The organism is Bradyrhizobium genomosp. III, from assembly GCF_000261705.1.
Classification (GTDB): Bacteria; Pseudomonadota; Alphaproteobacteria; order Rhizobiales; family Xanthobacteraceae; genus Bradyrhizobium; species Bradyrhizobium ottawaense.
In genome coordinates this window covers 1-11,519 of the sequence record NZ_AJQF01000154.1, presented here as the reverse complement: position 1 = coordinate 11,519, position 11,519 = coordinate 1, and the positions used below count along the sequence as shown (strand labels likewise).

11 protein-coding genes and 2 riboswitches are annotated in these 11,519 nt (G+C 67.0%); of the genes, 1 reads left to right on the top strand and 10 read right to left on the bottom strand.

The genetic code is table 11. The features are described 5' to 3' along the window. Both IC66_RS0113120 and IC66_RS47100 read right to left on the bottom strand, forming a co-directional pair. Window positions 1–919 (bottom strand): PepSY domain-containing protein (locus IC66_RS0113120; protein ID WP_038947929.1); only part of this gene is annotated, 919 nt, incomplete at its 3' end. A 12-nt stretch (window positions 920–931) separates the two neighbouring features. Next, entirely contained in the window at window positions 932–3,280 is a 2,349-nt protein-coding gene (locus tag IC66_RS47100) for a TonB-dependent receptor (protein WP_038947928.1), read from the bottom strand. 116 nt (window positions 3,281–3,396) lie between these two features. Then, window positions 3,397–3,598, bottom strand: a riboswitch (cobalamin riboswitch). Between the two features lie 72 nt (window positions 3,599–3,670). On the opposite strand from IC66_RS47100, the gene IC66_RS0113110 reads away from it, so the two are divergent. Beyond that, window positions 3,671–4,243 (top strand): histidine phosphatase family protein, encoded by a 573-nt coding sequence (locus tag IC66_RS0113110; protein WP_028142456.1) that lies wholly within the window; start codon window positions 3,671–3,673, stop codon window positions 4,241–4,243. Here IC66_RS0113110 and cobT read toward each other — a convergent pair. The 8 genes from cobT to IC66_RS0113070 form a co-directional block, all read right to left on the bottom strand. Continuing rightward, entirely contained in the window at window positions 4,236–5,288 is a 1,053-nt protein-coding gene (cobT, locus tag IC66_RS0113105; RefSeq protein ID WP_038947927.1) for a nicotinate-nucleotide--dimethylbenzimidazole phosphoribosyltransferase, read from the bottom strand. The two genes, IC66_RS0113110 and cobT, sit on opposite strands and share 8 nt — an antisense overlap. A gap of 10 nt (window positions 5,289–5,298) precedes the next feature. Continuing rightward, entirely contained in the window at window positions 5,299–6,048 is a 750-nt protein-coding gene (gene cobF, locus IC66_RS0113100; protein ID WP_028142454.1) for a precorrin-6A synthase (deacetylating), read from the bottom strand. A gap of 46 nt (window positions 6,049–6,094) precedes the next feature. Next, on the bottom strand, window positions 6,095–6,772 hold the full coding sequence (locus IC66_RS0113095; RefSeq protein WP_028142453.1) for an energy-coupling factor ABC transporter permease: 678 nt from the start codon (window positions 6,770–6,772) through the stop codon (window positions 6,095–6,097). Window positions 6,773–6,809: 37 nt separating this feature from the next. Further along, a riboswitch (cobalamin riboswitch) is annotated at window positions 6,810–7,028 on the bottom strand. A 45-nt stretch (window positions 7,029–7,073) separates the two neighbouring features. Beyond that, complete coding sequence (cobA, locus tag IC66_RS0113090) at window positions 7,074–7,805, bottom strand: uroporphyrinogen-III C-methyltransferase (RefSeq protein ID WP_038947926.1); 732 nt, start codon at window positions 7,803–7,805, stop codon at window positions 7,074–7,076. Next, a complete protein-coding gene (locus IC66_RS0113085) occupies window positions 7,802–9,112 on the bottom strand; it encodes a cobyrinate a,c-diamide synthase (RefSeq protein ID WP_038947925.1) in 1,311 nt (436 codons plus the stop codon). The genes cobA and IC66_RS0113085 overlap by 4 nt, the downstream gene beginning before the upstream one ends. Beyond that, window positions 9,112–9,894, bottom strand: coding sequence for a precorrin-4 C(11)-methyltransferase (cobM, locus tag IC66_RS0113080; protein ID WP_038947924.1), 783 nt, complete (start codon window positions 9,892–9,894; stop codon window positions 9,112–9,114). The genes IC66_RS0113085 and cobM overlap by 1 nt, the downstream gene beginning before the upstream one ends. Continuing rightward, the gene (locus IC66_RS0113075; protein WP_038947923.1) at window positions 9,891–10,259 is read right to left on the bottom strand and encodes a cobalamin biosynthesis protein; all 369 of its coding nucleotides are present in this window, start codon (window positions 10,257–10,259) and stop codon (window positions 9,891–9,893) included. Before IC66_RS0113075 ends, cobM begins: the two co-directional genes overlap by 4 nt. Then, window positions 10,256–11,437 (bottom strand): bifunctional cobalt-precorrin-7 (C(5))-methyltransferase/cobalt-precorrin-6B (C(15))-methyltransferase, encoded by a 1,182-nt coding sequence (locus IC66_RS0113070; protein WP_038947921.1) that lies wholly within the window; start codon window positions 11,435–11,437, stop codon window positions 10,256–10,258. The genes IC66_RS0113075 and IC66_RS0113070 overlap by 4 nt, the downstream gene beginning before the upstream one ends. Between the last annotated feature and the right edge of the window lie 82 nt (window positions 11,438–11,519).

The window sequence follows — 11,519 nt, the reverse complement described above, 5'->3', positions numbered from 1 at the left end:
GAGGGAGCCATGAGGCAGCCGCCCAATCAGGCAACGCGTTCATCACGCCGGATTCGGCCGCGGTCAATTGTCCGCGCGAGAACAGCCGGCCGTGATCCATGGAGAGCCAGCCGCTGAGGCTCCATGTCAGCACGAACATTGTTGCCGTGAGGCCAATGACGTGGTGCAACGCGTGCCAGCCACGATAGGGCGAGGACATCCGGCGCCCTCGCAGCTGCACCCGCGCGATCCCGAGCACCGCACCAAGCATCGCCGCGATCAAGGCCAGCAATGACAGCGTCCAGACGACGCGATCCCACAGCGACCAGTTGCTTCTCAGGACCGTCGGATAAATCCAGTGCAGCACACTGCCGGCCCAATTCCAGCCCCGCTCGCCCCGCCTCGTGTCCAGGACGACCTCGCCGGTGGACGAGGAAACATAGACTTCCGTCCCGGCAGCATCGCCGAGCGCCACACGAAACAGCGGCCGGTGGCGATCGAAGCCGTTCGGCACGCTCCACTGATCGTAGTCCGAACGCGCAACGACCGCGGCCCGCGCGGCATCGAGCCCGCGATTGCGCGCGTGCTCCCGCGCGCTGGCAAGCGCAGCATCGGCAATTGCGACCGACGCATCCGCTCCGTCGAAAGCGCGGACCGCGCGCACGCGCGACGATCCCGACACGATGTAGACCGCTGCATCGCTCCGCTGGATCAGCCGGACGCGCACGGCGCCCGCGACCCCGCTCGCAGCGACCGCCTCCACAACCGGGATCCTCGCCGCTCCACGATCCACCGGCGCAAGGCCGGCAAACCGTTCCGCTTCCGTCAGCGACGGAAACGGAACGAAGTGCATCACGATCCCCGTCGCAAACCACATCGCGAACAGCAGGCAGAACGCGATCCCGAGCCAGCGATGCGTAACGACGATCGCGCTCATCATCCGTTCAGCGCCCTACCATTTGAACGCGGCCGAGAGCTCATAGGTGCGCGGCGCACCGAGGAGGATCTGGTCGGGATAGAACGGATCGCCCCAGATCGCATAGCGCTTATCAGTGATGTTGCGCACGCGGAAGGTCAGGCGGGCCTGGTCGACCGCGTTGAATACCGTCTTGGGGATATCGACGAAGGCGTAGACGTCGGCGACGGTATACGCCTTCATCGTCACGACATTGGCATCGGTGTTGTAGCGGTCGCCGACATGGCGGCCGGTGATGCCGAGCTCCACCGGCCAGGGCGTGAAGAAGCGCCAGGATGCACCCGCATTCGCCACGATGCGCGGCACGTTCGGCGGCGTATTGCCGGAGAACGAGCCGCCGACGAAATTGTAGTCGGCATAGCGGGCGTCGACATAGGCGATGTTGCCCCACAGACGCAGTGGATCGATCGGACGGACCGAAGCGGCGAGCTCGACGCCCTTCGACTCCTGTCGCCCGGCGATGTTGAGCGCCATGCCGCCGGCCGCGGCATAGACGTTCTTGCGCACGATGTCGTAGGCCGAGAAAGACCACTCCGCCCTGTTGTCCCAGAACAGGTGCTTGACGCCGGTCTCGTAGGTACGCGAGGTCGTCAGGTCGAGCGGCTGGGTCGGCGACAACAGGAAGCTGGTGTTCGCGGAGACGTCGGCGCCGGTGGCGTACTGGCTGAAGAAAGTCATGCCGGGCACGACCTCCCACGTATAGCCGATGCGGCCCGTCACCGGCGCCCAGTCTTTCGTGAACGGGAAGCCCGCGTTCACCAGGCCGGCGGCATCCGTCGAGTTGCGATCGAGCCCGATGTGCTCGACGCGCAGGCCGCCGATCAGCGCGAAGGTCCGCGTCAGCTTCAGCCGGTCCTCGAACGACAGCGCCTCGTTGTCGATACGCGCGGTCTGCTGCTTGGTCGTGAGCAGACCGTAGAAGCCGCGGTTGGGATCGACCAGCGAAACATAATCGTTCGGGAAGTTTGCCGCGCCCGGCCTGACGAAGTCGAGATAGCTCGACGACAGCGTCGTGACCAGCCGGTTGTCGAAGCCTGCGATATTCGTGTCCCAGATCAAATCGGTGATGTTGCCGACGAGGCGCTGGCTGTGCGCGACATAGAAGCGCTCGCGATACACCTGGTTGTTGGTGGAATCGAACGCCTCGATCTCGTTGTTGAACCAGGTGCGCTCGGCACCGTAACCATAGGCCTGACTTTTCAGCGTCAGGTCCGGCGCCAGCTTCAGCTCGAAACCGCCGCGCAGCCACACCTCCTGCGCGACGTTGCGGTTGTCGAGGACGTTGTAGTTGGTATTGAAGGTGCGGTCGTCGATCGTGACAGCCCCAAGATCAGTCCTGTTGAAGTAGTTGCCGGAGACGATCCCCGTCGTCGCGTGCGATCCACTGAAAGCGATCGGCACCAGCGGCGCGCCCCAATAGGCTTTCGAGCGATCCTCGCGATACTCGATCGCGCCCCAGATCTTGAGACTGTCCGAGATGCGATAGTTGAGCTGGCCCGACACATCGAGCATCTTGGTATTGGTGTCGTCGGCAAAGCCGTTGAGCGCCGAACGGCTGATGTCGAAGCGGTAGTCGAGGCCCTGCACATTGGTGCTGCCGCCCGAGCCGTAATGCGCGCGGAACGAGCTGAGCGAATCCCAGGAGAAATCAGCTTCGTTCCGGATCGCTCCCGTGTGCGGCTGCTTGGTCACAAAATTGATCGCCCCGCCGGCGGCGCCCTCGCCCGAGATCAGCGATGCCGGGCCCTTCAGGAATTCCACGGCTTCCAGATTGGCGGTGTCCATGATCCGCGAGGTCATGTTCTGCGGACCGATCTTGATGCCGTTGTAGAGCGTGTTGATCTGGCTGTTGGTGAAACCGCGCATCGAGAAGGCGGAAGGCTCGGCCGGATTATCGCCGGAGGTGACGCCGACCGCCCCCTGCGCCACGTCGGACACGGTGCGATAACCCTGCTCGCGCATGGTCTCCGCGGAGATCACCTCGACGGTCGCGGGCGTCTCGCGCACCGTCAGGCCGAGCCGCGAGGCGCTTTCGGCCACGGCATTGCTGTTGAGCGGCGTCGGGGGTGCCGCAGTCGGCACGGCAGGCTTCGGCATCGCTGCTGCGGTCGCCGGCCTGCGCGCTGCTGCGCGGCGCGTGCTCTGCGCCTCCCGGCCGGCAGGCTTGGCCTGCTTGCGGGATTGGGCCGGCGACACCTCGACCGGCGGCAGGGGCTCTCGGGCCTGCTGCGCCAGCGCAGCGGGCGGATCGAGAGCGGCAAAGGATGTGAGTGCCGCGGAGGCGAGCAGGAATTTTCGCGGTCGTACGATACGGATGGAAGACACGGTTTCGGGCCTCGGTATGACGTCAGTGGCACGTCACAGCGAACGAGGTCTCACCTTTTGGCCCTTCAGCCGTCCGATGAAGCCGAATGTCTGTACTCCCCGACCGACATCTTCGCGTGTGACCACGGCTGACGGCAGGTCTCCTGGCTCGCGGGTCATCACCACTTCGTCGCCTTCCCGGGACCGAGGACCCAGTGGCTTCTGACGAAGGATTATCCGCTCACAGTTGCGGGGGCAGCCACGGCGTTGGGGACAATGTCCCCGCACCGTATTCCCTTTTCATCCCCTCTCGGGGAAACCGTCGCGAGCATCTAGGATTACCATCACAACAGAGTCAATGTGCCAGTTGCGGCGTTATGGCCACAACGACCAACTTCCTTGGAGATGAGCATGGAAGGCGAGACCTTCCTCTGGTTGATACGGCACGCGCCCGTCGCGGGCGTCACAGGCACGATACACGCGTCCGACGCGCCGGCCGATCTCAGCGATCGCGCGCAACTGGACGCTGTGCGACGGCACCTGCCACCGGATGCCGCCGGCTATGCCAGCCCGTCGCGGCGTACGGTCGAGACGGCGCGCGCGCTGGGCCTCGAGCCGGAGCCCGTCAGTGAATTCCGCGAGCAGGATTTTGGTGACTGGACCGGCCATCGCCATGACGAACTCGAGGCGACCCGCGGTGAGGCCTATGCGCAGTTCTGGAACGATCCAGCTGGCGGACGACCGCCGGGCGGCGAGAGCTTTGCGGATCAGGTCGCGCGTGTCCGGCTGGGCCTGTCGCGGATCGCAGCCGGATCGGCCACGCTCGTCGTGCATTCCGGCACCATCCGCGCCGCGCTCTGCATCGCGCTGGACCTGACGCCGACGGCGGCCTTGCGCTTCGTGGTCGATCCGCTGTCGCTGACCCGGATCGATCGCCTCCTGAGCGGCTGGCGCGTCGTCTCCGTCAATCAGCGGATCAGTTAGGACGATCCGGCACATTGGCCTGCGCAAACGTCGCCATGCCGTTGTGGAGGCTGCAGGCGAGGCGCACCAGCGGCAGCGCGATGGCGGCGCCCGATCCCTCGCCGAGCCGGAGATCGAGGCTGATCAACGGCTGCACGTTCAGCGCGCGCAGCACCAGCCGATGCCCTTGCTCCGCCGATTGATGCGACGGCAGCAGGAACGGCTGGCACGACGGATTGAGACGTGCCGCCGCCAGCGCCGCCACCGATACGATGAAGCCATCGATCAATACAGGGATGCGGCGCTGCGCGGCCGCGATGATCGCACCTGAGATCGCCGCGATCTCCAGGCCGCCAACGGCGCATAGGATTTTTTCCGGCGAAGCGCCGCCAACGCCGTGACGCGCGATCGCAGCATCAATCACACGGGCCTTGTGCGCGCGCCCCGCCGCATCGATCCCGGTGCCGCTCCCCGCAATCTCTTCGGCGCTGATGCCGAGCAGGCCCGCCGCGATTGCCGCCGAGGTCGTGGTGTTGCCGATCCCCATCTCGCCGAAGATCAGGAGATCAGGCTGATGGGCAGCCGCACGTGCGACGGCGCGCTGGCCGGCCTCGAACGCATACCCCAGCTCGGCGGGTGCGAGAGCGGCTTCGACGCTGAAATCGCGTGTGCCGTGGCGCGGCTTGTCGGTGACGATTCCTGCCATCTCGTCCTGCGCCAGCGTGCCGGCGTCGACCACCTCCAGGCTCGAGCCAAGCTCGCGCGCCAGCACCGAGATCGCGGCGCCGCCGGCGGCGAAATTCGCCATCATCGCGATAGTCACGGCTTGCGGATAGGCCGATACGCCCTGCGCGACGATGCCGTGGTCGCCGGCGAAGATGATGATCGGCACCCGTGCGGCACGCGGCTGTTCGGTCGCCTGCAGGCCCGCAAGCTCGATTGCGAGCTGCTCGAGCCGGCCGAGCGCGCCGGTCGGTTTTGTCAGTTGCGCCTGCCGCGCAATCGCCGCCTCGCGATGGGCCGCGGAGACATCGGGGCAGTTCTGGGGGACCCATTCGGGGAGCATGCTGCCTCGCTTAACGTGCGCGCTTGAGAATGTAGCTGTCCATGATCCAGCCGTGCCGCTCGCGCGCTTCCTGCCGCGCCGCGACGATGCGCGGGCCAACCTCGGCGAGCGCGCCGGACATGATGATCTGGTCGGGCATGCCGAGATAGGCGCCCCACCAGATCTGCAAGCCCCGCTGATCGAGCGATTGAAACGCCGTGCCGCCGTCGAGCATCACCACCACGGTATCGACATCTTGCGGCCAGCCGCCTTCGCGCAAGCGCCGCCCCGTCGTGACCAGAAAGGGCTCGCCGATGTCGTTGAGCGGCAGCGCATGCGCCGCGCACAGCGCCTGGATCGAGGTGATACCGGGCACGACCTCGATCGTCGGCAACGGATTGAGCCGTCGTGCAATGCGCAGCGAGGAGTCATAGAGCGAGGGATCGCCCCAGATCAGCAGCGCAACCTTGCCTTCGCCTTCGAGATGGTTTGCGATCGCTTTCGACCAGGCCGCGGCAACCGCATCATGCCAATCGTCCACGCCCTTGCGATAGTCAGCTTCACCAGCGTCGCGCACGGGAAGGTCGAATTCGGCAATGATTGTCTTGTCGCTGGTGAGCACGTCCGCGCAGATCGTCCGCCTGAGATCGGCGAGATCGGACTTTGCCGCCCCCTTGCGCGGAATCAGGACGAGATCGGCGGCGTTGATCGCCTGAACAGCGGCGCGCGTGAGCTGGTCGGGATCGCCGCAACCGATGCCTATCAGGGAGAGTGTGAGCATCGCGAACGCGACGGGCGGCCCTGCTGGCCGCCCGTTCGCTTGTCTCTCAGGCCGCGTTGTGCAGGCGCGGGGTGACGAGGCCGGGCGCGGTGACGCCGCGCAGCGACTTCGCCAGTGCCAGCACCGCGAGATCGGCGAGCGGCTCGATCACGATGACGAGCGCATAGGACGCCGCGAACGTCGCGATGTTGGCGAGGTTGCTCATCGCAAAGCCCGAGCCATAGAGCGCCCAGAACGCCACCCAGGCGATCACGCCGGCCTGGTAGGTCGTCGAGAGCGCCAACGCCTGCCGATACTTCAAATCGACATAGGCGGTGTTGCGCGAGATGATCCGTGTGGCGATCGCCTGGATCGCGAACAGCGGCACCAGCAGCGTGGTGACGTTCATGCCGTATTGCGGGATGTCGGCCGGCTCGAAGAACACGCCCTGGAGCAGCAGACCGAAGGCAAGGCCGAACGCCGCCGGCGCCGCGCCGAACAGCAGGAACAGTGTCGAGCCGAGAATGAAGTGCACCTCGGAGACGCCGACCGGGAAGTGCGGCAGGATCTCGAAGAAAGTGAAGACGAGGACTGTGGTGGCCAGCGTCCGCGCCGCGAACGACGTGATGCCCTGCTCACGCACGGTCTCGACCGCGAGCTTCAGCGCAACGCCGCCTGCGGCGATGCCGGTTGCGTAACTCAACACGAGCTTGGCGCCCGTCACGACCCCGGGTTCGATATGCATGGCTCAGTTCCTTCCTGCCGTCACACCCGACGGCCTTGGCCTCAAAACGTGCAGGGCCGGTCTCCTGGCTCGCGGTTCCCCGGGATTTCCGGCCTTCCCGGACCTTGCGGCCCAGTGGCTGATCGGAGTCCCTCACCGCTTACAGTCGCGGGGGCGGCTGGGGTTTTGGGCGCCGCAACTGGGTCCGCCCACCCCCATTCCCGATTATGCTCCGGCGCTTTGCGCCGCGTCGAGCACCATGCCTCTCTTGTGTGCCCCTTTCGCTGAGCCTGCGTCAAGGGGCGAAGGGCGGCCAAGGCCGTCATGTGGGATAATCCCCCGCCAGCGCCCCAAACAGGATCACGGCGGCCGTCGAGGCGGCCCCGCCGCGCGCAAGCTGCTCGGCAAGCTCGGCGATGGTGGTGCGGACCAGCCGTTCGTCGGGGCGTCCGAGGGATTCGGCGAACAGCGCGGGGGTATCCGCAGCGAGCCCGTGCGCGATCAACTTTGCGGCAAGCGCCGGAAAGGTGCGCCGGCCCATATAGACCACGGTCGTCGCTTCAGGGTCGGCCAGCGCCGCCCAGTTCAGGTTGGGCGGCAACTCGCCGGTGACATCGGCACCGGTGACGAATTGCACCCGGCGCGATGTATGGCGCCGGGTCAGGGGGATGCCGGCTTGCGCCGCGGCAACGCAGGCCGAGGTGACGCCGGGAACGATCTCGTAGCCGATGCCGGCCTCACGCAGCGTCTCTAGCTCCTCCTCGAGCCGGCCGAAAATGCCGGCGTCGCCCGACTTGAGCCGCACCACGCGCGCGCCTGTTGCGGCATAGTCGACCAACAGGCGGTTGACGTGGTGCTGCTTGGTCGAGGGACGCCCTGCCCGTTTCCCCACCGCGACGAGATTGGCGCCTGGCCGGGCGAGATCGAGGATCGCGCCAGAGGCAAGATCGTCATAGAGCACGACGTCGGCTTCGCGCAGCCGCGCGGCGCCCTTGAGCGTGAGAAGCTCGGGGTCGCCGGGCCCGGCGGAGATGAAGGAGACGAATCCGCTCACCGGTCCTCCGCGATCAGATGAAAGAAGGTGCCGGTGGCGTGGCCGCGCTGCGAGCCGGTTTCGGCGATGACCGCGCCGGTCGCGTCATGCACGACGGCCAGCGGTGTATCAGGCTGGGCAAGAATGGTCGAATAGTGGAATTCGTGGCCGCGCAGGCGTGCGCCGGAGCGATGTCCCGGCATCGGCGCGGCGAGTGCGGCCAGACGATAACCGAGATGCATGCGGCGCTTGGCAAAGCTCGTCTCGAGGCCAAGCAGTCCCGTCATCTCGTGGCGGACACCGTCCGCGTCGGTCAGAGCGGTTCCCAGCACCATATAGCCACCGCATTCGCCGTGCACCGGCCGCGTTTCGGCAAAGGCGCGCAGGCCGCTGCGAAAACGCGCATTGGCCGCGATCTTGCCGGCATGCAGCTCGGGATAACCGCCGGGCAGCCAGCACACATCGGCGCTCGCGTCAGGCGCTTCATCGGAGAGCGGCGAGAATGTCGAGATCTCCGCGCCCGCCGCGCGCCAGGCTTCCAGCATATGCGGATAGACGAAGGAGAACGCCGCATCGCGGGCCAGCGCGATGCGCTGCCCCGGCGGTGTCACGTTCAGCCCATTCGCGGCAGGTTGCGGCGACCAGCTGGCAGCCGATCGCAGCACCGCATCGAGATCGACATGCTCGGCGACGAAGCGCGCGGCCTCGTCGATCAGCTTGCCGATCTCGCCCTGCTCTTCGGCCTGCACCAGGCCGAGATGTCGCTTCGGCAGGCTGATCTCGGCATGACGCGGCAGCGCGCCGAACACGGCAATGCCGGAATCGTTGAGCGCACGCCGCACGAGGTCTTCGTGGCGCGGGCTGGCAACGCGGTTGAGCACGACGCCCGCAAGGCGCACACCGGGGCGATAATCGCGAAGTCCCGCGGCGATCGCCGCCGCGGTCTGCGCCTGACCGGAAGGATCGATCACCAGCACCACCGGCCAGCCCAGCATCTCCGCAATGTCGGCGGTGGCACCGGTGCCGGAGACACCGCGCGCGGCGACGCCGTCGAACAGGCCCATCGATCCCTCGGCGAGCACGACATCGGCGTCCGCGCCGCGGCTGACGAGATGGGCGATGCCCCCGCGGTCCATCGCCCAGCTATCGACGTTGACGGAAGCGCGCCCCGTGGCGGCGGCGTGGAAGGCGGGATCGATGTAATCGGGACCGCTCTTGAAGCACTGCACGTTCAATCCGCGATTGCGCCAGGCGCGCGCGAGCGCCAGCGTCAGCGTGGTCTTGCCGACGCCGGAAGCCGGCGCGGAGATGACGAAGCCTGCCGCCATCACGAGGCCTCCGGAAAGCGTGGCTCGGCACCGACAGGCCGATAGCGACGATCGTAGTCGGCGGCATAGAGGCGGCTCTCGTCGAAATCCGCAGCACCAAGCGTTCTGCCGACCAGAATGATCGCGGTGCGCTCCATCTCGGTGCCGACGGCAGCATCGAGCGTAGCAAGCGTGGCGCGGACGATGCGCTGGTCCGGCCAGCTCGCGCGCCAGACGATGGCGACCGGGCAATCCGCGCCATAATGCGGCGCGAGCTCGGCGACGACCTTGTCGAGCAGATGGATCGACAGATGGATCGCAAGCACCGCACCGGTCGCGGCGAATGCGGCGAGCTTCTCGCGCTCGGGCATCGCACTGGCGCGGCCGGGCGTGCGCGTCAGCACCACCGTCTGGGCGAGACCGGGCAGCGTCAGCTCAGCCTCCAGAGCGGCGGCGGCGGCGGAGAAGGACGGCACGCCAGGCGTCACGGTGAAAGGGATACCGAGTGCGCGCAGGCGGCGGAGCTGCTCGCCCATCGCCGACCAGACCGAGAGATCGCCGGAATGCAGGCGAGCGACGTCCTTGCCTTCGGCATGCGCGGCGGCGATCTCCGCGATGATCTCGTCGAGCGATAGCGGCGCGGTATTGACGATGCGCGCGCCCGGCGGGCAATGCGCCAGCACGCCTTCGGGGACCAGTGAGCCCGCATAGAGGCAGACCGGACAGGCCGCGATCAGGTCGCGGCCGCGCAACGTCAGCAAATCGGGCGCGCCCGGCCCTGCCCCGATGAAATGCACCGTCATGCGCCGTCTCCTTCCGCGATCGCGGCGGTCGCAGTGCGATCCCGCGAGACAACGCGTGCCGAGATCAGCCGTGCACGCGGCCCCGCCGCAGCGAGAGCTGCTGCTTCGGCAACCGATCCGATGCCGAACTTCTCCATCACGAGTTTGGACCGGGTCGGCGTGGCTATCCTGGCCAACATGTCGGCCGGAACAGCCTTGATCGGCAGGCCGCACTCAAGCGCGAGCTGCTTCAACGGCTCCGCGTCGGCCTTGTCGCTGACAGTTGCCATCGCAGTGAGGCCTTCGGGATCACCCGCAGCCAGCAGCGCTTCGCGCAGCGAAGCGAGAGTGACATCTCTCCTGAACCCAAACCCGGCCACCTTCATCGGACCGTACTCCACTGCACCACCGGCCGTGCCGCCTCCCAGGACCGGTAACGGCCGAGCGGGCCAGCATAAGCGATGTCGACCCGCATCAGCTCGCCACCGTGGCGCTGGTGCAGATCGCCGAGCAACGCTTCCGTCTCCAATGTGACCGAATGTGCAACCAGCCGTGTGCCCGGTGCAAGCCGCGACCAGATCGCATCGAACATCGCGATGTCGAGGCCGCCGCCGATGAAGACCGCATCCGGTGCTTCGAGTGCAGCAACAGCTTCAGGCGCCCTCCCCGTGACGACGGTTATCCGGTGCGAAAGTCCAAACGCCGCTGCATTGCTGCGGATGTTTGCGACGCGATCCTCGCGCGGCTCGATTGCGGTCGCCGTCCCGCCGCACAGCGCCCACTCGACCGAGATCGACCCCGAACCGGCGCCGATATCCCACAGCCGTTCGCCCGGACGCGGCGCCAGCGCCGAAAGCGCGAGCGCACGCACCGGCCGCTTGGTGATCTGGCCGTCATGGACGAACAGATCGTCAGGACGCCCCGAGGCGTGGGGCATACCATGCGTGCCCTTCGCCTCAACGGCGACGGTGATCAGGTTTCCAGCGGGATCACCGGCGAAACCGTCGGCGCGATGTTCTTGGATGCTTTCGCGTGGACCACCGAGTGCGGCGAGCGTCCAGAAGGACGAGGCGCCCCATCCACGCTCGCTCAACCATTTTGCGAGATCGCTTGCCGCTTTCCCATCGCGCACGAGGCAGATGATGCGCGCCCCTCGCGCCAGATGCGGAACGAGACGTTCGAACGGTGCGGCGTGAAGCCCGAGGCAGACGGCGGATTCGAGCCGCCAGCCCAGCCGTGCGGCCGCAAGCGAGAAGGTCGACGGAGCGGAATGCGCGGTCCACTCGCCGGTCTGCAGCTTCTCGGCGAGACCTGCACCTGCGCCATGCCAGAACGGATCGCCGGAAGCGAGCACCACTGTCGGCCGGCCGCGGCTGCTCAGAACGACGTCGGCGTCGAACGGCACCGGCCACGGACGGCCGCGGCTGCCGACGCCGGCAAGCGCGAGATGCCGTGCACCACCGAAGACGGTTTCGGCCTCATTGAGCGCCTTTCGGCTTGCTTCGGACAGCCCGGCAAGGCCATCTTCGCCGATACCGATGATGGTCAGCCAGGGATCAGCCAAGGAATCAGCCATGACGCGCGCCCTCATTCTGGGCGGAACTGCCGATGCGAGCCTGCTCGCCGCGGCGATCGCGCGCGCAGGC